Here is a 22,806-nt window from a genome sequence, read left to right as displayed (position 1 = left end):
AAGCTGCCTGAAAGGAGATACCGATCAATGGGCAATAACGAAGAAAAGTCCCAGGTTGCGGATGTCGACCGCAGCCTCTACGACTTCCGATATGAGGAAAAAGATGCTTACCGCATCGAATCCGGACTGACTCCGGAGATCGTAAGACAGATCTCGGAGGAAAAACATGATCCGGACTGGATGCTGGATTTCCGTCTGAAATCCCTTGAAATCTACAACCGTCTTGAGGTTCCTGACTGGGGTCCGTCCATCGCGGGTCTGGACATGGAAAATGTCGCAACCTACGTCAAGCCGAACACCAAGATGGCGGCCAGCTGGGACGAGGTTCCGGACGATATCAAGGATACCTTTGAGAGACTCGGAATCCCGGAAGCAGAGAGAAAATCCCTTGCCGGCGTCGGAGCGCAGTATGACTCCGAGCTGGTATACCACAATGTCAAAGACGAAGTTTCCCAGATGGGTGTTGTATACACCGATATGGAGAGCGCTCTGACCGGCGAGTATGCCGATATGGTCAAAGAGCACTTTATGAAACTCGTTCCGCCGACCGATCACAAGTTTGCGGCGCTTCACGGCGCGGTTTGGTCCGGCGGCTCTTTCGTGTACGTTCCGAAGGGCGTACACCTGGATATCCCGCTTCAGTCCTATTTCCGACTGAACGCGAAGGGCGCAGGTCAGTTTGAGCACACCCTGATCATTGTCGACGAGGACGCATACCTTCACTTCATCGAGGGATGTTCCGCTCCGCACTACAACGTGGCCAACCTCCACGCCGGCTGTGTCGAGCTCTACGTCGCAAAGGGCGCAAAACTCCGCTATTCCACCATCGAAAACTGGTCCAAGAACATGTATAACCTGAACACCAAACGTGCCAAGGTCGAAGAGGGCGGTACCATCGAGTGGGTATCCGGTTCCTTCGGTTCCCATGTTTCCTACCTTTACCCGATGAGTATCCTGAACGGAAAGGGTTCCAGAGCCGACTTCACCGGCATCACCTTTGCCGGAAAAGGCCAGAATCTGGACACCGGTGCAAAGGTTGTCATGAACGCGCCGGACACTTCCTCCAGCATCAGCACCAAGTCCATCTCCAAGGACGGCGGTGTCAGCACTTACCGAAGCTCTGTCGTCATCACGAACAAGGCAAAGGGGGCAAAGTCTTCCGTTTCCTGCCAGTCCCTGATGCTCGATGCGATCTCCCGCTCCGATACCATCCCGGCGATGGATGTCCGTACCATGGATGCCGATGTCGGCCACGAGGCAAAGATCGGACGAATCAGCGATGAGGCTGTCTTCTATCTGATGAGTCGCGGCGTCTCCGAAGAGGATGCGAGGGCGATGATCGTCAGCGGTTTCGCGGATAATGTATCCAAGGAACTTCCGCTGGAATACGCGGTTGAGATGAACAACCTGATCAGACTGGAAATGAAGGGCAGCATCGGATAAGGAGGGCACTATGAATATGACGATTAACCGACTGCCTGTTCCGACCTGGAATCACCTCAAGATGAACCAGGCAGATCTCTCCGGCATCACTGCCGTGAAAGAGGGAAATCTGACAGTCGTAAAACCGGAAAATGTTGCCGAGATGAAGGCAAGCAAGCCGGTATATCTCGATCTGGCGACCGGTTCCGGCCGCGACGTGGATAAACTGATCCACGATGCGGAGGTTCCGTGCCACCGCTACAGCGTAAAGAAAGGCGAGCGCACCGCAGATCCGGTTCGTCTCTCCTTCCGCTATGAAAAAGACGCGCAGGACATGAGCAGCGTCGAGCTGACCGCCGAGGACAACGGTTATCTCTGGGTAATCGAAGATTTCAGCGGTATGGACGCGAGCGGCTTCGCCGGCATCCAGACCAAAATCCGTGCCGGAAGAGGCGCGGTTGTCCGTCTTGTCCAGATTCACAAGCTGGGCGATGACCTCACCTTTATCAACGATGTCGGGGGCACCTTTGACGAGAGTGCCAAACTCGAGCTGATCCAGATCGTCCTGGCCGGCGGAAAGATTTATCTCGGCGCACAGGCCGACCTGATGGGCAAAGCCGCAGAGCTCGAACTCGACTCCGCATACATGATTGAGAAGGATCACCTTCTCGATATCAACTACGCCGTCAACCACATCGGCAGAAAGACCGTCAGCAACATCAACGCCAACGGAACCATTGCCGATACGGCGAAAAAGATCTTCCGCGGCACCATCGACCTGCGCAACGGCGCGGTCGGCGCAAAGGGCAATGAGATGGAGAACATCCTTCTGATGAGCGACAACATCGTCAACCAGACCATCCCTCTCATTCTCTGCGACGAGGAAGATGTCGAAGGAAACCACGGTGCATCCATCGGCAAGCTCGACGAAGAGCTCCTCTTCTACATGGAGTCCCGCGGACTTTCCACCGAAGAGATTTACCGCATGATGAGCACCGCTCACGTCGAAGCACTCCTGAAGAAGGTCAACGACGAAATGACAAAATGCGACGTTCACGGTTTTCTGAAGGGAGCTGTTGAAGAAGAATGACAAGCGAAGCAAGACAGCGTCAGGATCGTCTGATCCGGAACGCATTTCCGATTTTTGAGGATACCGATCTGGTTTATCTGGACAGCGCAGCGACGACCCAGAAGCCGGACTGTGTCATCCGCGCAACCCGCGAATTCTATGAGAATGACAACGCGAACCCGCTTCGCGGTCTCTACGAGCTGAGTCTTCGCGCAACCGAAGCGTATGAGGATGCCCGCCGAAAGGTGGCTGATTTCATCGGTGCAAAAGACCCGAACGAGATCATTTTCACCCGCAACGCAACAGAGAGTCTGAATCTGATCGCGCACACCTGGGCAGATGACAATCTGAAGCCGGGCGACGAGATCCTGATCACGATCATGGAGCACCACTCGAACCTCCTTCCGTGGCAGCATGTCGCAAAGCGAACCGGCGCTGTCCTGAAGTTCCTCGAGTGCGATAAAAAGGGCACCATCACGGAGGAAATGTTCCGTGCGGCTCTGACCCCGAAGACAAAGCTGGTCTCCATGACACAGATTTCCAACGTCCTCGGCGTCCGGAACGATATCAAGACCTTTGCCCGCATCGCTCATGAAAACGGAGCTGTTTTCTCCTGCGACGGCGCACAGAGCGTTCCGCACATCAAAGTGGATGTCTGTGATCTGGATGTCGATTTCCTCTCCTTCTCCGGTCATAAGATGCTGGGGCCGATGGGCATCGGCGTTCTTTACGGAAAGATGGAGATCCTTGAAAAAATGTCTCCGTTCCTGACGGGCGGCGAGATGATCGAGTATGTCACCCGCGAGAGCGCAACCTATGCGGAAGTTCCGCATAAGTTCGAGGCCGGAACGGTCAACGCGGCCGGAGCGGTCGGACTCGGTGCCGCCATCGACTACTACAATGCCATCGGCATCGATGTGATCGAGGAGCGCGAGGATTACCTGACTGTGCTTGCCATGAAAGAGCTGAGCCGGATCCCGCACCTGAATATCCTCGGATCCGATGATCCGCTGAACCACCACGGAATCCTCTCCTTTACCATTGACGGCGTTCATCCTCATGATATCGCCGCGATCCTGGATTCCTTCAAGGTCGATATCCGTGTCGGGCATCACTGCGCACAGCCGCTCCTGAAGTATCTCGGATCGATGTCCACTGCCCGCGCGAGCATCGCATTCTACAACACCGAAAACGATATCTTCCGTCTCGCGGAGGCGTTAAAGACCGTCCGCGGCAAGATGGGTTATACGGATTGACAGAAGAAAACAGATACAGTATGATATGGCTTGCCGTCCGGGAGAACCTTGTGTTCCCTCTGCCGGCAGGCTGTTGTATATCATAAGGAGCGTATTCCATGAATAATTTTTATAATGAAATTCTCACGGATCACAACCTTCATCCGATCCATAAAGAACCGATTGAGAATCCGAACTATGAGTTGGAGGGCGTCAACCCGTCCTGCGGCGACGATATCATCCTTCAGCTTCGGGTAAATGACGAAGGCGTCATCGAAGATGCCGGATATACCGGCGACGGCTGCGCCATTTCCCAGGCTTCCGCCGATATCATGTGCGACATGATCATCGGAAAGACCGTTCCCGAGGCGGAGCATCTCTCGGAGATCTTTCTTCGCATGATCCGCGGCAAGATCACCCCGGAAGAGAAGGAAGAACTGGAGGAAGCCGGCGCCCTGGAGGATATCTCCCATATGCCGGCCCGCGTAAAATGCGCGGTACTCGGCTGGCACACCATGGACGAGATGTTCAAGGACCGGGATGACAAGTAATAAAATATCACACACTACAGATCCGAAAAAAACCGTGTCCGGTCGCATTGACCGGGCACGGTTTTTCGCTTGATATGCTCCGAATAACAGCCTGACCTATCCTCTGTATCGCACCGGCTGTCCGAATTCTTTCCATAACTTCGTCAGCAATTATTCTGTTATTTTGAATTGATCTCTGATCCACTCCGTATATTTTACCAGCGCTGTCGGCACCGCATACGTTTCGAAAAGCTCCTGCGGCGTCACCCACTGAAGCGGCACCTCTCCCACTGCGGGCTTTCTGACCCGGACAGCGAATCCCGTCATATGCCATTCGATATGAGAAAAGATATGTTTCGCTTTTGGAAGAAACTCCAGATCCAAAACGTCAAAACCGCCGGGAAGCGGATTCCCGGCCGCACCGCCGAGTAACTCCCTCACCGCCGAAAGTACCTCTTTTGAGCTCTTTTTCCCCTCCAGAGCCGGATACTCCCACAGCCCTGCCAGAAGCCCCTTTTCCGGTCGCTTCCGGAGCGCGATCCGCCCCGTCTCATCGACCAGAAGGAGGATCGTCCGTTCCTCTTTCCGCCGCTCTTTCTTCGGCGGTATGACCGGATAGCGGAGTTCCGTGCCGTCCGCATGCGCCCGGCAAAATTCCCTCCACGGGCAGCGTCCGCACTCCGGCGCGCCGTTCGGAAGACAGACCGTCGCTCCCAGATCCATCACCGCCTGATTGAAATCCCCCGGCCGGTCTTCCGGCATAAACTTCAGAAACCACGCCTCCGCCTTCTTCTTCGCCGTTCCGGTCTTGATATTCTCCTCTTCTTTTGTCATTCTCGCGTAGACGCGGAGGAGATTGCCGTCGATCGCCGGCGTCCGCTCGCCGAATGCAATCGAGGCGATGGCCGAGGATGTGTAATCGCCGATTCCGGACAGCTCCGAGAGTTCTTTTTTGGTCGGCGGCATTTGCCCGCCATGATCCTCCATAATCTGCACAGCCGCCTTATGAAGATTTCGGACCCGGCTGTAATAGCCGAGTCCTTCCCACAGTTTCATGTACTGCTCTTCCGGCGCCTGTGCAAGCGCGCGGACGTCCGGCAGAGCCTCCGTAAATCTCCGATAATATTCCTTCACCGCTTCCACGCGGGTCTGCTGAAGCATAATCTCCGACAGCCACACATGATAAGGTGTCGGGTCCGACCGCCAGGGAAGCGTTCTCCCGTTCCGGTCATACCAGGCAAGAAGCATTTCGGTTTTCATATCACGATTCAAAGACATAGAATTTCCTCATCCGATTCCGCCGTTGACCGCGCCCAGAAGAAAGACCGCCAGCGACAGAATACAGAACAGATACTTATAGAGCGGGTAGAACCAGCTTCCCACACGGCGTTCCCGTCCGAGGGATACCGCGTCGACAACCGCATCCTTTCCCCATACCCACGCGAACATCACGCCGGCAAGACCAGCGCCCAGCGGGCAGATATAAATGGATACAAAGTCCATCCAGTCGGAGACAATTCCCTGAATACAGATGGAGATGATCGCACCGATCACGCCGACCAGCGCCACCGACAGCACACGGCTTCTTCCCAGATGGTCCTGTACCGCGGCGATCGGCACTTCAAACAGATTCACCAAAGAGGACATTCCCGCCAGAAGAACCGCAACAAAGAAGACGATCACCACAATCGGGCCGCCCGGCATCGACGCAAACAGATGCGGGAGATAGATGAACATCAGGCCCGGCCCGCCGGAAAATGCCGTCTCTCCGGCTGCTGCCATGGCCGGCACGATCACCAGCGCCGCCAGCATTGCCGCAAGGGTGTCAAACAGGGCAACTTTCCATGCGCTCGCCACCACATCCACATCGTCCGAGAGATAAGAACCATAGATGATGGTTCCGTTCCCCGCAAGCGACAGGGAGAAGAAAGACTGTCCGAGCGCATATACCCACATCATCGGGTCCCGGAGCTTCTCCGGATCAATCGTAAACATATGGCGGTACCCCGCCGCTGATCCCGGCTGTGCGGCCACATAGAAGACCAGCGAGATAAACAATGCATAGAATACCGGAATCATCAGCTTATTCGCCTTCTCGACACCGCTGGCAATGCCGAGCACCATAATGACCAGCGTCACCGCGATGGCAATCACCAGCCAGTAACTGTTGCCAAACGCCGAGGCCGTATGTCCGAATTCCGACGCAAAGCCGGAAATTCCCGCGGCCACCGCCGAATCGCCGTTTTCCTCCGCGATCTCCATCGCCGCGTCGCCCAGATGAAGCACCCGGCCGGTCACCGCGTAAAAGGTGTATTTGAAGATCCAGCTGACCACAACCGAATAACCGATTGCCATCATAAAGGCGCCGATCATCGGGATAACGCCCAGCATTCTACCGACTTTTCCATAACCGATGGACGCCCCTGCCCTGGAAAATGCCCCCAGCGGACCGGATCTCGCTTTTCGCCCGAACGCCATCTCGCCGACCACGCCGCTGAATCCGATCAGTACATCAAAAAGGAGGTACGCCGCCAGAAATGCGCCGCCGTAGTTTGCCACTCTGCTGGGAAAAAGCCAGATATTTCCCATACCGACCGCCGATCCGATGCAGGCGATGATGAAGCCGTATTTGGACTTCCAGGAATCTCTGGATTCACAGGCTGCCGTGGTGTTATTGTTTTCAACTGATGTCATGTAATCCTCCGTCATATGTCATATTCACGGATATTATATTAGATTCTTCGCTTTAAAGCAATTATATCGGGCCTTAACAAAGTCCGCAAGCGGACTTCGGCTCTCCCCTCCCTCACTCCCGAGGGAAGCCTGCGCACTTTGTGCACCGCCGCTGATCACCGTCAGGTGACAGCGTCCTTGGCGAAGCTCTTAGCGAGGTTTTCTCGAGCTTAGTGAATTTGCTTACAGCGGCGTGCGCATCCTCGCGGAGCGTTTTCATTTCATAGGGAATTTCGGAGAAATCTCCTATAAAACAGGAAACCGCGCAGAATCTTCCGCGCGGTTCCTCTTCTGAATGCTGTATGTAATTCAGGATTACTTCTTCATGCTTTTCAGCACATCCTTCACGGCGTCATAGGGCTCACCAAGAGACATAAAGGTAAATGTCCCCGTACAGAGTACCCTCTCCGTCTCATCCATGACATCGACCGAAACTACGATCGCACGCTTTCCTCTCTTCAGAACTTTTGCCTCGGAGATCAGTTTCTTTACGCCGATGCCGGCGCGGAGATAGTGAAAATCCGCATCCATGGTCGTTACTTTGTAGCCATAACTGCTGGCCGCCATGCCGGCGGTCGAATCCGCCATGGTAAAGAGGCAGCCGCCGTGGACGGAGCCGATGGGATTCATCAGATGTTCCGTCACGGTCAGTTCGCCGCGGCAATGGCCGGCAGAAAGCCGGACGCCCTGAAATCCCATCTCATAGGCAAACGTGTTATCTTTGTTACGGTTTTCCCGTATCTTTCCGAGCTGTTCGTCGGTAAGCTGTGTCATTTCTTCCATCTTGTAAATTCCTTAATAACTTTTGTAATCAAACCTCTCCTGCGGGCCTTGCACCGGGCGTTCTCCACTTTCGCAGCACCATAACGTTCCGGTGTCCGTACCCTGTCAGGGGATCATTTTTCACTCAGTCGGAAAATTCTCCGACGCAGTCTGTTTCTCTTGCTTTCTTCCATGCGGCAAATGCACGGTCTTTTCCCTGCACGGCGAGATCTCTTCCCTGCGCCGCCAGCACCTTGCTTTTTGCCGCTCCGTCATCCAGCAGCTTCTGGCACCATTCCTCCGCCCGGGCGATCCGCTCTGCCAGCTCCGGATTCTTCTGTCCGATCTTTTCCTCGAAATCCAGAAAAGCGGAGGCAACACCGAGACCGATGACAATGCCGCCGGTCAGGACTTTCAGAATTCCCTTTGCGGTCCGGCAGCATGAAGATCCGCAGCTGCATTCTTTTTCCATCTCAATGATGGTCTCGTCATCCTCGTCGAAACGGCAGCCGTCTCCGTCGTGACCGTCCACCCCCTCGCCATGTCCGCCGCAGCAGCATGAGTCCTTGCTGTCTCCGCATCCGCGGCCCTTTCTGATATCGAAAATACCGCTGACTGCTACGCCGACGCCGGTCAGAATCACTGCTGTTTTTATTACGTTTTCGAATTTCATACAAACCGCCTTTCTTTCGTCTTCCGTACACGATACCCGAACATTATACCCGCATTGTCTCATTTCCGGTCTGTGATTGATGAACCCGGATTACTGAAACGCCTCGTCCGCATATTTCCGCAGCTCATCACGGAAATCCGGATGTGCCACCCTGATCATCTCCTCGGCTCTCTCCCGGAGCGTCTTGCCGAACAGATTGGCCACACCGTACTCCGTCACTACGCACTGGATCATCGTTCTCGGAACGGAAACCGTGCTTCCCTGCGGAATAAACGGAACGATATTGGACTGAAGGGAACCGTCTTTCTTCTTGTGTGTGGAATTGATGCAGATGTATCCTTTTCCGCCTCTGGACCGGAAGGCTCCTTCCAGGAAATCCATCTGTCCGCCGATTCCGGAGAGCTGCCTGGTTCCGGAGGACTCACCGTTCTCTCCGCCGACCAGATCCAGCTGAACGCCGCCGTTGATGGAGATGAAATTGCTGATTTTCCCCATAATCTCCGGCATATGCACATAGTCCAGGCCGGCCGGTTTGAAGAGTTCCGGATTCTCCGCGATCCAGTCATAGAATTCCTTTGTTCCCATCGCCAGATTCCAGGTGGACCGGCCGGTATCAATCTCTTTCTTCGCGTTGGTCAGTTTTCCGGCTTTCCACATTTCCATGAATGCATCACTGATGGTTCCGGTATGGCAGCCCAGGTCCTTCTTATCCGACTCCGCCAGCATTTTCGCCACGGTGAACGGCACCGTTCCGACACCGAAAGAGAGCGTCGCCCCGTCCGGGATCTCCGCCACCACATTCTTCGCAATCTGAATATCCTCTGCGCTCGGCTCACGATAGGTGCGGATCGGAAGATCTTCATGCTCTCCCTCCACGATGTAATCCGCCTCCGAGAGGTGAACACGGTGGGAGCCGTCCACGCCCTGGAGGGTCGGATACTTCTCGTTGATCTCAAAGATCACCACTCTCGCGCACTCCATGATGGTCTTCCAACCGTAGCTTCCGATTCCGAGACCGCAGTAGCCATTCTCATCCGGCTTCGAAACCGGGACGAACGCGACATCAACCTTCGCCATCTTCTCCCGGTACATCTGCGGAAGATAACGGAGGATCATCGGGGAGAACTGAACCAGTCCCCTCTTCTGAAGTTTCCGCTCGTAGTCGCCGATGTGCCAGCTGTAATAGGAAAATGTCTCCTGCTCCGGATCGCACTCTACCGTCTCAATCCGCGGATGAATGATCAGACCGCCGCGGATCCGGATATCCGAGAGCTCTCCTTTGCGCTTCGCCAGCGCCTTATCCAGAAGTTCCGGGAATCCGGCGCCGAATCCGTAATCAACCCAGTCCCCCGGCTGAACCGCCTTGACCGCCTGTTCCGGAGTGACCAGTTTTCCAGCAAATGTATGATTCATTGTATTCTCCATTCCGCCGCCTTCACCGGCGGCTTCCTCTCTTTTCTGTTATTTTATCACAACCCGGCATCATTTCGTCAGAAAAAGACGGTGCCGCCTCCGGAAATCTATCCCGAAGACGGCACCGTCCTACTTATTCGTACTTTTTATTTTTATGGGAGGAAAATGGTTGGATCAGTAAGCGAGAGCCTTACCGTCACGGCGCGGGTCAGCACCGCCGCGGAGGGTTCCGTCTTTCTTGATCTCAATACCCTGAACACCGCCGAAGAAGAGCTGCCAAGCACCCTTGTCGGTTACCTCGTGGCCCATCTCCTGCAGTTTTGCTGCGGTCTCGGCAGTCACCGGCTTCACGCCGTCGGACTCGTAGCAAACCTTCTTTGAGGAGTTATCATAGATTCTCGCGCAGTCGATCGCATCCTGAATGTCCATATCATAATCGATCATTCTCTGAACAACCTGAGCGATGGTCGGGAAGATACGGGTTGCGCCCGGAGTTCCGATGGTCAGGAACGGCTTGCCGTCCGGATACAGAACGATGGACGGGGACATGGAGGAAAGCGGTCTCTTTCCGCCGGCTACGCAGTTTGTGCTCTTCGGATCCGGAGAGAAGTCATCCATCTCATCGTTGAGTACAAATCCGGTTCCTTCCGGAACGATCTTGGAACCGAAGCCATAGTTTACGGTCTTTGTGCATGCTACCATGTTGCCTTCCTCATCGATTACGGAGAAGGAAGTGGTTGCATAGTGCTCCAGCTCGTCGGACGGAACAGCCTCATAAGCGCCGCTCTTTTCCGGATCGATCTGGCTCCAGCGGGACTTTGCATAGTCCTTGCTGGTGAGCTGCTTCAGCGGAACATCGACGAAATCGGTGTCTGCCATGTACTTTGCTCTGTCGGCAAATGCGATCTTGAACGCCTCAGAGAACAGGTGAACATACTCCGGAGAGTTGATTTCCAGAGACTTCATGTCCGCATTCTCCAGAATGTTCAGGATCTCGCAGAGGTGTGTACCACCGGAGGATGCCGGCGGAAGGGAATAAATGGTGTAATCCTTGTAGGTACCCTTTACCGGTTCTCTTTCCTTAACCGTGTAATTCGCGAGGTCTTCCATGGTCATAACGCCGCCGTACTTCTTGGTGGCATCCACCATCTTCTGCGCAATCTCGCCCTTATAGAATGCGTCTTTTCCGCCGTCGCGGATTGCTTCCAGTGTCTTGGCAAGATCCGGGTTGCTGATGTGATCGCCGATCTCGTATGCAAGTTCCAGATCGTTCAGGTAGATCTTGGAGAGATCCGGCATCGCATGGATCAGGTTGTAATTCTCATCCAGCTCTTCCTTGAAGGTTGCACCGACAACGTAACCGTCTTTCGCAAGATCGATCGCGCCCTGGAAGATATCATTTCTGGTTACCTTATCGGAACCGTACTTTTCCAGAAGGAACTCCATTCCTGCTACTTCACCCGGTACCGCAACCGACTGGCCGCCGTACTGGCTTGCCGGAGCTGCCGCTGTCGTCGGATCTGCGCCGTCCGGTGTGTAATTCTTTACTTTGCCGTCTTCACCGAGCCACATCTCCGGAGTTGCTGCTGCCGGAGCAGTCTCTCGGAAGTCGATTACCTTGACTTCCTTGGTCTTTGCATCGTACAGCGTCATGAAACCGCCGCCGCCGAGACCGGAGAAATACGGCTCTACCACACCGAGTGCGTAAGCAGTCGCCGCTGCCGCGTCGAATGCGTTTCCGCCCTTCTGAAGAACTTCAAGACCGGCCTTGGATGCATACCAGGAGCATGCTGCAACCGCGCCCTTGGTTCCGGTGGCGTCGCGGTCATCCTTCTTCTTCTCCAGTTTCTCGTCGTAAGGAAGCCATACATCTTCACCGTGGAATGTTTCCGGCTTCTTTACTTCTTCTGCCTTGGTTTCTTCAGCGGCGGACTCTGCTGCTGTCGTCGCTGCTGCTGTGGTTGCTGCTGCGGATCCGTTTCCGCATGCTGCGATGGAGCTGACGCCCATCATCATGGCGGCAGCAAGTGCAAGTTGTCTTTTCATAAATTACTCCCCTCTTTTGGTAACATATGAACGTTGACAGGTTGCTGTATCACACCGGACCGGACAGCCGGTCCGGTGCCTTACATATCCCGTTTCCGGGAAAATGTACCATCACTTCAGGTAGAAGCCGACTTTATTGTCCAGCATTTCCTGATAACTCGGAATGCCTTCTACGATAATCGCCTTATCCGGCTCGTTGTTGCCGAGCGCGGCGATGTATTCCGAAATTCCCTGCAGGTGACGGCCTACACGGAGTTCCATCGGAAAACTTCCGGAGCTGTAGTCTACATAGAGAAGTCCAAGACCGTAGTTGACCACATAGCACGGATCGATACCGGTCTGAACCAGCGCCTCATCGGTCTTTCCGCGAAGACGGCCCTGGGACGGGTTTCCGGTCTCCATCAGAAGCGCATACGTATTGGTGAAATCACCCAGCTCACGGTGGGTCAGACCGTGCAGGGTTGCCGGAGACGGCTCAAGGCTCATGGCGATGTCCTCAAGCTGAAGGTTCAGAACACCTTCGGAGGCGATGCCCATTGCTCTCTCGTGCGCGACCGTCGCATTGTTTACCGCGTACTCCGGACTCGACTCATGAAGGTCGATCTCCATGGTGATGTCATCCGTGGTGATCAGGTTCTTAACCGCATACGCGACCTGCTCGGATATGGTTCCGTCTTCCACGCCCGGATAGCAGCGGTTCAGGTTTCTTGTCTCCGAACCGGACAGAGACTGACCGGAAGAGCGGTGTGTGTAGATATCCGGATCCGGCCACTGATCAATCGGGTTGGTTGCACGGGATCCGTACTGGAAGGTTCTCAGCTCACCGGTTTTCGTAGTGTAATGCATGTACTGCGGTGCGCCGTCAAGGGCATCATTGTGCGTCAGCGCCGACTGGTTGACACTCGGGATGACATAGACGGTACCCTTCTTCACCTTCGCGTTCTCCTCGATCACGATGCCGGCCATGTGTCCTGCCGGTTCATTCGCGTGAGTGGAACCGAGTACCAGAACCGATCCGCCCGGCTCTTCACCCTTGAGCACGTAAATCTCGGTATCGGCGATGGTTCCCTTGAGTCTCGGGTTGTAATCCGAGAGCATGCGCACTTCGGTTACCCCGTCGCCCTTCACGATATCTTCTTTAAAATGACGTTTGGTATAAAAGCTGTTTCCTGCGATCCCTCCGACAATGGCGGCAGCGACCAGAATAGCAGCTGCGGATGCATATTGTTTCTTCATGGTCTGCCCTCCTTATTTGATCAGAAAGATTCTTAACACAAGCGGAATGAGAATCATCGCGGCATTGATCTGATCGACAATTCTCTCCTCCTTGAAGATCATGTTATACAGCGTGCTCACAAAGACGAGCGCTGCGATCGCCAGATAAATAATTGTGATAACTGACATGGTTGCACTCCTTTCTTCAGAACAGGCCAGCGATCATCTTGGAGTTCGCCAGGACAAATGCTGCATATACCAGAAGAATCACGATCGGAATGATACATTTCTTCAGAATCTTCGTGTAATCCTTTACTCCGACAACCTGTGCGGCAAAGAGTCCGGCCAGAGCGGTCGGCGGCATCATATCGCCGACGGATGCGATCAGAGAGATTGCAGCCAGTACAACGACGGCATTTCCGCCAAGGAGCGAAGCGTAAATGTACGCGAACGGCACGCCGAGAACCGAGCATGCGCCGTAAGAAGAAACCGCGCCGAACAGCGGAATGCTGATGCAGCATGCGAGAAGCCAGAGAGAGGACGGAATTCTGAGGCAGCTGGTAACAATGAGGCCGCGGACACCGGTTGCGGTCATCACCTCGATGAACATTCCTACGCCCATCAGGATACCCATAACCGGAGCTGCAGTACGGATTGCCGCCGGAACGCTCTCCAGAACGTTGATCTTCTTACCGGTAAAGAGTCCGGAGATGGCAGACAGAAGGAACATCAGCGGCATGCCGATATCCTCTCCGATCTTGACCACCTTAAAGAGGATCATCAGGATCACCAGTACAAACAGCGGAACGTAAATGCGGAATCCATACTGTTTTCTGACCTCGTCCTGCTTTACCAGAGCCGGTTTCAGTTTTTCATAGTCAATGTTTTTTGCCTGCTTCCATCCGAGCATCAGTACAAAGAGGACAGCAAGCGGGAATGTCAGAAGTGCCAGCGGGCCTTCAAAACCGACATACGGAACGTCAATGCCGGCGCAGATGATCAGCGCTGCGGTATTGACCGGCGGAGCGATCATGCCGAGAAGAGCGCCGACGGCGATAATCGAACCTGCCGTAACCGCGTCAATTCCCATCAGCGTCAGTACCGGCGCCATAATGGATCCCGCGGAGAGAACCGCTGCGGTGGAAGATCCGGTAATCATACCCGGGAACATGATGATGAGCATGATCAGGATCAGAAGAACGGCCGGAACCTTGTGGAATTTCTCGATAATCAGAGAACTCAGCGCATCCAGCGCACCGGAATCCTCGAATACTTTCATGAAGATCATCGCGGTTCCGATGGTGAGAATCGTGTCAACATAACCAAATTCGCCCTCGACCATCATACGGATACCGTCGATGCCGAGTCCGCCTTCGAGTGCACCCAGAACTGCTGCGAGAAGCATGGATACACCAACCGGAAGTTTAAAGGCGAAACATCCGATCATGAAGACACCGAGCATGATAAGGAATGTAATCAGATAGCCAGTCATAGGTATCTCCTTTTTCAGGTGAGACCCGGAATGTCTCCCCTAAAGGCATTCCGGGTGTGTTATGAAGTTGTTATTGTATAAAAAGCTTTTTATATTCTGGAAAAAGAAAAAATTAGAAAAATATATGTGAAACTAAATATCCCCAAAAGTTACCGTTACCGGGCGGCTTTCCGGAAGAAAGCCGCAGAACCGGTTTTTCTTTATTGCATGATTTTCCTGTCAGGATTTCCCTGTTACTTGGAAACGCCGAACAGGCCCTGAAGTGTGGTCAGCACATCGGTGATCTTATCGACATATACGCCCTGAGCGCCTTTTCCGTCGATGATTCCCTTCATCAGTCCGTCGGAATCGCCCTCGGAAACAACGATTGCCACATCAGCAGCCTCGAATGCCGGCTTGATGAAGCTGTCGGACAGGGTGCCGCGTCTTGCGGAGCCGCCGGTGTGCATTGCAAGAACCTTGGTGCCCTGGCTCTTTGCCTTCTCAAGAAGTGCCTTTGTGCGGGCAAGCTCGCCGTCCGCATCAATTCCTGCAGCACCCAGACCCTTGGAGGATCCGCCCACCGCAAGGATCAGCGTCTTGCAGTCTGCCGGAAGATCGTCAGCCTTCAGGGTTCCGTTGGTCTCGATGGTAAGTCCTGCCTTTGTGCAGAGTGTCTTTACAATGTCAACGTCTGCGGACTGACCGATGCTGGTCAGAACAGCCGGAGTTTCCAGAGATGCCTCTGCCTTCGCATCGCTCTTTGCCGCGTCCGCTGCCTTGGTCTCCGCAGTCTTTGTATCTGCTGCCTTTGTCTCCTCGGCTTTGCTCTCTGCTGCAGCCGCTGTGGTCGCTGCAGCCGCTGCTGTCGTTGCTGCCGCCGGTGCGGAACTTCCGCCGCATGCTGCTGCGGATGTCATTGCTGCTGCCATTGCAAGTGCAAGTACAAGATTTCTCTTTTTCATGTTTTTTCTCCCTTTCTGCTGGTTTTCAGTACCTCATTAAGAATCGGAATTCTCTGCGACATTTTCACAGTTTTCATCCTGATGTCTTTAAGATTACAGAATTCAACTTCAAATGTCTATTTTCTCTCATTTTTCTCATGGATTGTTCGTCGGAAAAACTCGTATTTCTCTGTGATTTGCGATAAACTTCTATATACATTGTATTGATTGCAACATTTTTTAGGAGGACCACATCCGAATGCTCATTCTGCTTCTGCTTTTGACCGCGGCCTATCTCATCGGTCTTCTTTTGGAAAATGAATTCAACCGGCGGGCGCTTTCCTCGTTTCGTTATGTCATCCACGTCAACGGGATCCGCGGCAAGACATCCACCTGCCGTGCAATCGACGCCGCTCTCCGGACACATTACAGGACCTTCACCAAGACCACCGGGACCGACGCGGCCTACATCGGAGTCGACGGAACGGAACATCCCGTGAGACGATTCGGTCCCGCCAACATCCATGAACAGATCCGCACCATACGGAAAGCCCGTCGGGAAGGCGCCGAGATCCTTATTCTTGAGTGCATGGCCGTCCGCCCCGATCTGCAGAAGATCGCCCAGGATCGGATCCTGCAGTCCAAAATCAGCGTCATCACCAATGTCCGGTACGATCACACCTTCGAGATGGGGGATACACTCCCGGAGATTGCCGAATCGCTGAGCGCTGTCATTCCGGATCACGGCATCCTGATCTCCGCCGACCCGCATGCCGAAGAATACTGGGGCGAAAAATGCCGCCAACGGGGAACAAGGCTCATCACCTGCCCATCCACCGATACCGCCGCCGAAAATGAGGGCATTGCGCTGGCCGTTGCCCGCACTCTCGGAATTCCGGAATCCGATGCATGGGACGGACTCTCCCGCACAAAGCAGGATTTCGGAATCCGAAGAGTCTACCGGCTCGGAGAAGTATCCGGAAGACAGCTCGCTTTTCTCAATCTGTTCTCCGCCAACGATCCCCAATCGACGGAAAGCAATCTGGCCGACGAGCTCCGGGGGGCAGCAAAAGGCAGTCCTGCCGACGAACTCCGAGAGGTGGAAAAAAACAGTCCTGCCGGCGAACTCCGGGCGCCGGCCGAGGTTATCTTCCTCTACAACCACCGCCCGGACCGTCCGGACCGCGCCATCCTGTTTGCGAAGCACTTCGTGCTGCTCCACCGCGACGCCCGCTGGTTCATCTCCGGAAAAGGAGGTGCACTTGCGGCCCGGCTCTTCCGGGAGGCTGGCGCGGAAAATATCCGGATTCTCGGGGAGAAAGAGCTGACGCCGGAGGTGCTCCGGAATATGATCCGCACTGCGGATCCGGCCACGGATTCTGAGCGCGCCGCTGCTCCTTCGGCAGTTTCCGATGACTGTCGCCACCCGGACGCCAATGCATGCTCTCCGGCAGACAAAATGGTTCCCGCCGCCAGATCCGAATGCATTCCCCGCATCCTGATCACCGGTATCGGAAACATCAAAGGTCCCGCCTATCATCTGATCGAGACGCTGGAATCCGGCCGGACCTGATTACAAATCAACAATCCGGTTTCAAAACAAAGCCCGCATTTTTTAACGGCGAACATTCTATGAAAGAAGGAACCACATGAACGAAACACTCCTGATCGGCATCATTTTCGCCCTGATCTTTACCGAATTTACCGATCTGTCTCCGGGCGGCGTCATCGTCCCGGCATATTTTGCGCTCTATCTCACAAGCCCCGTGCGGATTCTCACAACGGTGGCCGCCGCCCTTGTGACAATGCTGATCGTAAGTTTTCTGTCCCGGTACATGATCCTCTACGGCAGAAGACGGTACGCCGTTTTCCTGATCTCTGGCGTCCTGCTGAAGGTGCTGATGTCGGCGCTGATCGGCGGCACGGCACTCTCCATCGGTAGCCTGATCCCGGGAATTCTCGGCCGTGAGATGGAGCGGCAGCACATCCTGCCGACACTCCTTTCACTGGCGGTGGTAACCCTTGCCACCTATTTTGTGATCCTTCTTCTGCGGTAGAGAATATCTCCGACGAAACCCTGTTTCCTATCATCCGAAAAGAGGTGTCCCTTGTTCCTGTCATCCCGTTTTTCGGCGCTCTCCGATTCCAGGAAACGCCTGATTCTTCTCAGTCTTCTGACCGTGTATCTGGGCGGAAGCTGCGGCCTCCTTCAGGCCACGCGATACCGCGCTCCCAAGCCGTATGCGGATATCATGCTTCAGGCCTCCGAACAGCTGAATACTGCGTTCGGTGCAATAAAGGATCTCCGGCTTTCGCTGGGACATCCCATCGACAAACTCGATGATCCGAACGAAACCGGAATGATCGGCGATCTTTTGACCGATATCACGACCACGCACGGCATTCTGGAAGCCAAACGCTCTGCCGCCAATCCCAACAGTGCCGCCATGGTCACAGATCTTCTGATCCGGTGCGGCGTGAAGGAAGGGGACTACGTCGCCTGCAATTTCTCCAGCTCTTTTCCGACGCTGGACCTCGCAACAGTCTGTGCACTGGACAGCATCGGAGCCCACGGCATTATCATCAATTCCGTCGGTGCCTCCACCTATGGAGCCAATCTTCCGGATCTGACCTACCTCGATATGGAACAGGAGCTTCTCGGGAAGGGATTGATCCGGAATCATGCAGAATGGTTCTCACTGGGCGGGGCAGGTGATGTCGGAACCGGTATGCCGGAGCAAGTGACGGAAGAGATCGTCCGACGTGCGCGTTCCCATGGACTTTCCTATATCCACGAACCGGATCTGTCCGCAAATCTGGAGATCCGGAAGGAAATCTACGCGGCCGTGCCGGAAAAACCGGTGTGCTTCATCAATGTCGGAGGAAATCTCCTGTCCTTCGCCGGCGCGGAGGAAAAACTGACGGCGGCCGACGGCATCGTGACAGAAGACCGGTCCTCCTCCGAACCGCAGGGCCTGATCCCGTATTTCTTCCGCCGTGGAACCCCGGTCATTCATCTTCTGAATATGAAGACGCTGATGCCGGCCAACGGTCTCCCCTACGATCCGGTCCCGCTTCCGGCGGTCGGCGAAGGAGATGTCTACTCGGAACTGCGCTATGACCGGAAAATTGCCGGTTTGCTCGGTGCGGGATTTGTCATTCTGTCGTTTCTATGTTTTCGGATCTTTCCGAGGCGGCACATACCGCTGTAATATACGTTATCTTTAAATCTTCTCTTCATAATCAATTATGGAAAATTTATGTTTTTTAAGAAAATGGCGAAGTAGTAGAATAGATGGTCACAATATACCGCACGCGACCATAAATTGACCGGCAGATTCTTAACAGTACAAATGATTTCGGTGTTCTGAGTAATCACATGCCGGAGTTTATGAATAACAACACTGAACTTTTGACCCTTACAACATTTTTCATAGGGAGATCCGTATGAACAAGAAGGTATTAAAAGCAGATCGTGATGCAATTGCAAACGGAGTAAACTTTATTCAGGAATCGCTGAAAGCAAGGGATATTAGCAAGCGAAAGATTGCTCAGACCCTTTTGACTTCTGAGGAGGTACTGGCCAAGATTTTGGAATCAGCTCCTGCGGAAAGTGATATTGTGATAGAAATCAAGGGGCATTTTGGGAATCTGGCAATTCAGATAAAGTCAGCCTGCGAAGTTTTTGCGGTTTCTGATATCTATGAGAATCTCAGGATTGATGAATTTGATGAAGACGCAGGCGATGTTATCAGAAAACTTTACGATAAGTTATTTGCAGACACCCTTTCCATACGTAATAGCAGGGGAAAGACCACCGTCACGTTTCCTGTAAAAAAATCTCCGTACTCCAGTCTGGTCTATACGATTGCTGCGCTGGTACTTGGTATTCTGACGGGATTTCTGATCCATAAGTTATTTCCTGCGGCAGTCGGAAAAAACATCAGCACGATCATCATTACACCGATATATACCATGTTCATCAATTTCCTGAAAATGATCGTGGCTCCGCTTGTCTTTTTCTCTGTGGCTTACAGCATTGCTGACTTCACGGATCTGAAAGCACTTGGGAGGATTGCGTTCGAGATGGTTATCTTTTATCTCATGACCTCTGTCATCGCGATCTTTGTTGGATATTTCACATATCAGCTTTTTCCAATCGGAAATACTGATCTGGCAATGGCGGTTTCCGAAGAGACCGCAGAGTCGACACTGCAGAAAGCGGAAAGCGTAACAATTTCCATCAAGGACACGCTTGTAGGCATCATACCAAGTGATATCATTACACCATTTCAGAAGTCCGATATGCTTCAGCTGATATTTTTGGCTGTGATATTCGGCGTAGCTGCGGCCTCTCTGGCAGGAAAAATGCCGGAATTCAAAAGAATGCTGGGAATTTTTAATGCTGTTTTTTCCAAAATTACATCTGTGATAGTAAAATTAATTCCCATCGTTGTCTTCTGCTCTATGGCAAAAATGATGATCGCAATGGACTTTGGAACTCTCTTAAATGTATTCGTATGGACACCGGTTGTTTACTTCGGAGACATTTTGATGATCGGAGTGTATATCATCCTGTTGGCAGTGTTTGCCGGTCTGGCTCCGCACAAATTCCTCAAAAAATATTTTCCCGCAATGGTTTCCGCATTTACCTGTGCATCGAGTAATGCGGCGCTCCCCACTTCCATCGAGCGATGCGATAAAATGGGAATTTCGCCGAAGATTTATTCGTTTTCCCTGCCACTGGGAGCAACGATCAATATGGATGGAAGCTGCATTTCACTTTTGATATCCGCTTTATTCTGCGCAAAGATCTTCCAGATACCGGTCACTCCGAGCGTACTGCTGTCTCTGTTTATTTCGATCATGGTACTTTCTGTCGGAAGCCCCGGTGTTCCGGGCGGAAATCTGGTCTGCATCGCGCTTTTGATTCCGCAGATCGGTGTTCCGGCAGAGGCAATAAGCCTTATCATGGGATTATACCCGCTGGTTGGAATGATGCAGACCTGCACTAACGTAACCGGAGACGCAGTGGTATCCACGATCGTTGCCAAGCGAGAAGGACTTCTCGATACGAAAAAATTCAATTCATAACACGAATTGCTGCAGCAAAAGCAGTTATATCAGCGGTGCTGCTGTCTCCGGATAACGTTCGTGATTCTCAAATACCAAGAGCCCGGCGGGGTAATCCGCCGGGCTCTTTGCCTGTCTTTATGCTCTTTGATTCTTTCTCGCATTCTCGCCGTGACCTCATTATCCGGCAAGTATGGAAGCTTTTGCTGTTATCTATTAAACGTATTTTTTGAACGGGCTGCGGTCCGGATGGGGCAAAATGGACCGCTGACCCCGTCCCTCAGTTCCATCCGGGGTCAGTCTACACCGACCGCCTTACCGTCCTGGCGCGGATCGCCAACGCCGGTGATCGTGCCGTCATCGTTGTAGATGATGGAGTTTACGCTGCCGCTCGCCGCGGTCTTGATCTCGCCATGGCCCATCTCGGTCAGTTTTGCGATCGTGTCCTCCGTTACGGCATACTCTTCGTATCCCTTCAGGTTCTTCTCATAATCCAGTTTGTTCTTGTTGCTGCAGTTCCAGATCTTCGGAACACAGATCGCATCCAGAAGCGTCATCTTGTGATCGATGACACGGGAGATGGTCTGTGCTACCGAGGAGAAGATGCGGGATCCGCCCGGAGTACCGGTAACCATGAACGGCGTGCCGTCCGGCTTCAGTACCACTGTCGGACTCATGGATGAAAGCGGCTTCTTGCCCGGCTCGATCACATTGACACTGTCTTTATCGGTCGAGAAATCATCCATCTGGTTGTTCATCATGAATCCGCAGCCCTTGACCATGACGCCGCTGCCGAAGTAGTAGTTGATGGTCTTGGTGATCGCCACGCAGTTGCCGTCGATATCGCCGACAGAGAAGTGTGTGGTATCGGTGTGCTCAAAGAGTGTCGGATCATCCGGTGCAGCCTCTTCCATCGCCTTCTCCGGATCAATCTTCTTCGCTCTCTCATCCGCATACTTCTGGCTGGTCAGGCCATCAAGCGGCACGTCCGTAAATGCGGTATCCGCCATATACTTCGCACGGTCCGCAAAGGCAAGCTTAAATGCCTCCGTAAAGGTGTGAACGTACTCCGGAGAGTTGATCTTCATGCTGCCGATGTCATAATTTTCCAGAATATTCAGGATCTCGATCAGGTGCGTACCACCGGAAGACGGCGGCGGGGAAGAGATAATCTTGTATCCTCTGTATTCCCCTTCCACCGGCTCATGCTCAAGAACGGTGTATTTTGCCAGATCTTCCATGGTCATGACGCCGTCGTACTCTTTCAGAGTGTCAACCATGGCCTGTCCGATCTCACCCTTGTAAAATGCATCTGCGCCTTCATCAGAAATCTTCTGAAGTGTCTTTGCCAGATCCGGATTGTTGATCACCGCGCCCTCGCCGTACGGAAGATCATTCTCGTCCCAGTAGACCTTCTGCATCTCCGGGAACTCCTGTGCGGTCTGATAAGCGTCATTGATGGCATTTGCGCAGTAGGTGGATACCGTAAATCCCTCGTTCGCAATGCGGATCGCCGGAGCCATAACCTCTGCACGGGTCATGGTGCCGTACTTCTCCAGCATGTAGAGGAGACCGGCACACTCGCCCGGAACACCGGATGCCAGGCCGCCCTTCTTGGTGTTGCCGTTCGGCTCGCCCTTCTCATCCACATACTTATCCAGCGTTGCGAGTGCCGGAGCAACCTCCCGGAAATCGATGAAATAATTCGATCCGTCCTTCATATGGATGGTTGCAATGCCGCCTCCGCCGAGACCGGACGTAAACGGTTCGCAGACGCCGAGCGCAAATCCCATGGCTACCGCTGCATCGACGGCATTTCCGCCCTTTTTCATGATTTCCGCGCCGACCTGAGACACCTCATACTTGGATGCAACCGCAACCGCCTTCTTGCTGGTTGCATCGCGTCCGGTTGTGATCCGGTTTCCTTCCGCGTCCACCGTCTGGAAATCCGCAACACTGTATGCCGGTGTCAGAGCCGGTTTTTCCGCCTTTGTCTCTGATTCCGCCGCCGCGGTTTTCTCCGCGGCAGCTGTGGTGGAGGTCGCCGCCGTGTTTCCGCAGGCTGCAAGGCTGGTTGCCATCGCTGCGGAAAGCGCCGCGCTGACTACTCTGCGCAGTTTTTTCTTCATACTTTCTCTCCTTCCTTTGTCATTCCGTCCCCCTCTGATTCCGCAGCCGTTCCGGCTGCTCTATCTCCATTTCCATCCATGCCGGCTTATG

Annotated in this window: 19 protein-coding genes; 8 read left to right on the top strand and 11 right to left on the bottom strand. The window is 53.6% G+C overall.

What is annotated here, in order from left to right; genetic code table 11:
- The first annotated feature begins 27 nt into the window (after nucleotides 1-27).
- From sufB to sufU, 4 genes are all read left to right on the top strand, one after another.
- Nucleotides 28-1,443: a Fe-S cluster assembly protein SufB gene (gene sufB, locus BR86_RS0112290; RefSeq protein WP_031474323.1), complete on the top strand. Its 1,416-nt coding sequence runs from the start codon at nucleotides 28-30 to the stop codon at nucleotides 1,441-1,443.
- Nucleotides 1,444-1,453: 10 nt separating this feature from the next.
- A complete protein-coding gene (locus BR86_RS0112285) occupies nucleotides 1,454-2,512 on the top strand; it encodes a SufB/SufD family protein (protein WP_031474321.1) in 1,059 nt (352 codons plus the stop codon).
- Nucleotides 2,509-3,747 (top strand): aminotransferase class V-fold PLP-dependent enzyme, encoded by a 1,239-nt coding sequence (locus BR86_RS0112280; protein WP_031474319.1) that lies wholly within the window; start codon nucleotides 2,509-2,511, stop codon nucleotides 3,745-3,747. The genes BR86_RS0112285 and BR86_RS0112280 overlap by 4 nt, the downstream gene beginning before the upstream one ends.
- A 98-nt stretch (nucleotides 3,748-3,845) precedes the next feature.
- Complete coding sequence (gene sufU / locus BR86_RS0112275; protein ID WP_031474317.1) at nucleotides 3,846-4,277, top strand: Fe-S cluster assembly sulfur transfer protein SufU; 432 nt, start codon at nucleotides 3,846-3,848, stop codon at nucleotides 4,275-4,277.
- Between the two features lie 150 nt (nucleotides 4,278-4,427).
- On the opposite strand, the gene mutY is transcribed toward sufU, so the two are convergent.
- The 10 genes from mutY to BR86_RS0112225 all read right to left on the bottom strand — a co-directional run bounded on the left by mutY (nucleotide 4,428) and on the right by BR86_RS0112225 (nucleotide 15,534).
- Nucleotides 4,428-5,534 (bottom strand): A/G-specific adenine glycosylase, encoded by a 1,107-nt coding sequence (mutY, locus tag BR86_RS0112270; protein WP_031474315.1) that lies wholly within the window; start codon nucleotides 5,532-5,534, stop codon nucleotides 4,428-4,430.
- Nucleotides 5,535-5,543: 9 nt separating this feature from the next.
- Complete coding sequence (locus BR86_RS0112265; protein WP_031474313.1) at nucleotides 5,544-6,950, bottom strand: sodium-dependent transporter; 1,407 nt, start codon at nucleotides 6,948-6,950, stop codon at nucleotides 5,544-5,546.
- Between the two features lie 354 nt (nucleotides 6,951-7,304).
- Nucleotides 7,305-7,772: a PaaI family thioesterase gene (locus BR86_RS0112260; RefSeq protein ID WP_051684795.1), complete on the bottom strand. Its 468-nt coding sequence runs from the start codon at nucleotides 7,770-7,772 to the stop codon at nucleotides 7,305-7,307.
- Between the two features lie 124 nt (nucleotides 7,773-7,896).
- Nucleotides 7,897-8,424, bottom strand: coding sequence for a hypothetical protein (locus BR86_RS0112255; protein ID WP_031474309.1), 528 nt, complete (start codon nucleotides 8,422-8,424; stop codon nucleotides 7,897-7,899).
- Nucleotides 8,425-8,514: 90 nt separating this feature from the next.
- Nucleotides 8,515-9,837, bottom strand: coding sequence for an acetyl-CoA hydrolase/transferase family protein (locus BR86_RS0112250; RefSeq protein WP_031474307.1), 1,323 nt, complete (start codon nucleotides 9,835-9,837; stop codon nucleotides 8,515-8,517).
- Nucleotides 9,838-10,011: 174 nt separating this feature from the next.
- Complete coding sequence (gene ggt, locus BR86_RS0112245; protein WP_031474305.1) at nucleotides 10,012-11,883, bottom strand: gamma-glutamyltransferase; 1,872 nt, start codon at nucleotides 11,881-11,883, stop codon at nucleotides 10,012-10,014.
- Between the two features lie 111 nt (nucleotides 11,884-11,994).
- Nucleotides 11,995-13,119: a M14 family metallopeptidase gene (locus BR86_RS0112240; protein WP_031474303.1), complete on the bottom strand. Its 1,125-nt coding sequence runs from the start codon at nucleotides 13,117-13,119 to the stop codon at nucleotides 11,995-11,997.
- A gap of 12 nt (nucleotides 13,120-13,131) precedes the next feature.
- Complete coding sequence (locus BR86_RS16170; protein WP_169738158.1) at nucleotides 13,132-13,287, bottom strand: hypothetical protein; 156 nt, start codon at nucleotides 13,285-13,287, stop codon at nucleotides 13,132-13,134.
- A 16-nt stretch (nucleotides 13,288-13,303) separates the two neighbouring features.
- Nucleotides 13,304-14,590 (bottom strand): TRAP transporter large permease subunit, encoded by a 1,287-nt coding sequence (locus BR86_RS0112230; RefSeq protein ID WP_031474301.1) that lies wholly within the window; start codon nucleotides 14,588-14,590, stop codon nucleotides 13,304-13,306.
- 233 nt (nucleotides 14,591-14,823) lie between these two features.
- Entirely contained in the window at nucleotides 14,824-15,534 is a 711-nt protein-coding gene (locus BR86_RS0112225) for a DUF6305 family protein (protein ID WP_031474299.1), read from the bottom strand.
- Nucleotides 15,535-15,772: 238 nt separating this feature from the next.
- On the opposite strand from BR86_RS0112225, the gene pgsB reads away from it, so the two are divergent.
- The 4 genes from pgsB to BR86_RS0112200 all read left to right on the top strand — a co-directional run bounded on the left by pgsB (nucleotide 15,773) and on the right by BR86_RS0112200 (nucleotide 20,607).
- Complete coding sequence (gene pgsB / locus BR86_RS14820; RefSeq protein ID WP_038288705.1) at nucleotides 15,773-17,086, top strand: poly-gamma-glutamate synthase PgsB; 1,314 nt, start codon at nucleotides 15,773-15,775, stop codon at nucleotides 17,084-17,086.
- Nucleotides 17,087-17,162: 76 nt separating this feature from the next.
- Nucleotides 17,163-17,570: a poly-gamma-glutamate biosynthesis protein PgsC gene (gene pgsC / locus BR86_RS0112210; RefSeq protein ID WP_031474295.1), complete on the top strand. Its 408-nt coding sequence runs from the start codon at nucleotides 17,163-17,165 to the stop codon at nucleotides 17,568-17,570.
- 51 nt (nucleotides 17,571-17,621) lie between these two features.
- Nucleotides 17,622-18,725, top strand: coding sequence for a poly-gamma-glutamate system protein (gene pgsW, locus BR86_RS0112205; protein WP_051684794.1), 1,104 nt, complete (start codon nucleotides 17,622-17,624; stop codon nucleotides 18,723-18,725).
- Between the two features lie 235 nt (nucleotides 18,726-18,960).
- A complete protein-coding gene (locus BR86_RS0112200; RefSeq protein ID WP_031474291.1) occupies nucleotides 18,961-20,607 on the top strand; it encodes a dicarboxylate/amino acid:cation symporter in 1,647 nt (548 codons plus the stop codon).
- Nucleotides 20,608-20,882: 275 nt separating this feature from the next.
- On the opposite strand, the gene ggt (BR86_RS0112195) is transcribed toward BR86_RS0112200, so the two are convergent.
- On the bottom strand, nucleotides 20,883-22,715 hold the full coding sequence (ggt, locus tag BR86_RS0112195; RefSeq protein ID WP_031474289.1) for a gamma-glutamyltransferase: 1,833 nt from the start codon (nucleotides 22,713-22,715) through the stop codon (nucleotides 20,883-20,885).
- Nucleotides 22,716-22,806 lie beyond the last annotated feature (91 nt).

The sequence above is a fragment of the [Clostridium] aminophilum DSM 10710 genome (assembly GCF_000711825.1).
Classification (GTDB): Bacteria; Bacillota; Clostridia; order Lachnospirales; family Lachnospiraceae; genus Clostridium_R; species Clostridium_R aminophilum.
The sequence above is the reverse complement of the archived record's forward strand: the minus strand, read 5'-3'. Positions and strand labels throughout refer to the sequence as shown.

Bases quoted from the DNA above. Each gene is read 5' to 3' on its own strand.
- BR86_RS0112255 (WP_031474309.1), bottom strand. From the start codon at position 8,424: ATGAAATTCGAAAACGTAATAAAAACAGCAGTGATTCTGACCGGCGTC.
- ggt (WP_031474305.1), bottom strand. From the start codon at position 11,883: ATGAAAAGACAACTTGCACTTGCTGCCGCCATGATGATGGGCGTCAGC.
- BR86_RS0112260 (WP_051684795.1), bottom strand. From the start codon at position 7,772: ATGGAAGAAATGACACAGCTTACCGACGAACAGCTCGGAAAGATACGG.
- BR86_RS0112200 (WP_031474291.1), top strand. From the start codon at position 18,961: ATGAACAAGAAGGTATTAAAAGCAGATCGTGATGCAATTGCAAACGGA.
- ggt (WP_031474289.1), bottom strand. From the start codon at position 22,715: ATGAAGAAAAAACTGCGCAGAGTAGTCAGCGCGGCGCTTTCCGCAGCG.
- BR86_RS0112240 (WP_031474303.1), bottom strand. From the start codon at position 13,119: ATGAAGAAACAATATGCATCCGCAGCTGCTATTCTGGTCGCTGCCGCC.
- BR86_RS0112250 (WP_031474307.1), bottom strand. From the start codon at position 9,837: ATGAATCATACATTTGCTGGAAAACTGGTCACTCCGGAACAGGCGGTC.
- BR86_RS16170 (WP_169738158.1), bottom strand. From the start codon at position 13,287: ATGTCAGTTATCACAATTATTTATCTGGCGATCGCAGCGCTCGTCTTT.
- pgsC (WP_031474295.1), top strand. From the start codon at position 17,163: ATGAACGAAACACTCCTGATCGGCATCATTTTCGCCCTGATCTTTACC.
- BR86_RS0112230 (WP_031474301.1), bottom strand. From the start codon at position 14,590: ATGACTGGCTATCTGATTACATTCCTTATCATGCTCGGTGTCTTCATG.
- BR86_RS0112265 (WP_031474313.1), bottom strand. From the start codon at position 6,950: ATGACATCAGTTGAAAACAATAACACCACGGCAGCCTGTGAATCCAGA.
- sufU (WP_031474317.1), top strand. From the start codon at position 3,846: ATGAATAATTTTTATAATGAAATTCTCACGGATCACAACCTTCATCCG.
- BR86_RS0112225 (WP_031474299.1), bottom strand. From the start codon at position 15,534: ATGAAAAAGAGAAATCTTGTACTTGCACTTGCAATGGCAGCAGCAATG.
- mutY (WP_031474315.1), bottom strand. From the start codon at position 5,534: ATGTCTTTGAATCGTGATATGAAAACCGAAATGCTTCTTGCCTGGTAT.
- BR86_RS0112280 (WP_031474319.1), top strand. From the start codon at position 2,509: ATGACAAGCGAAGCAAGACAGCGTCAGGATCGTCTGATCCGGAACGCA.
- pgsB (WP_038288705.1), top strand. From the start codon at position 15,773: ATGCTCATTCTGCTTCTGCTTTTGACCGCGGCCTATCTCATCGGTCTT.
- sufB (WP_031474323.1), top strand. From the start codon at position 28: ATGGGCAATAACGAAGAAAAGTCCCAGGTTGCGGATGTCGACCGCAGC.
- BR86_RS0112285 (WP_031474321.1), top strand. From the start codon at position 1,454: ATGAATATGACGATTAACCGACTGCCTGTTCCGACCTGGAATCACCTC.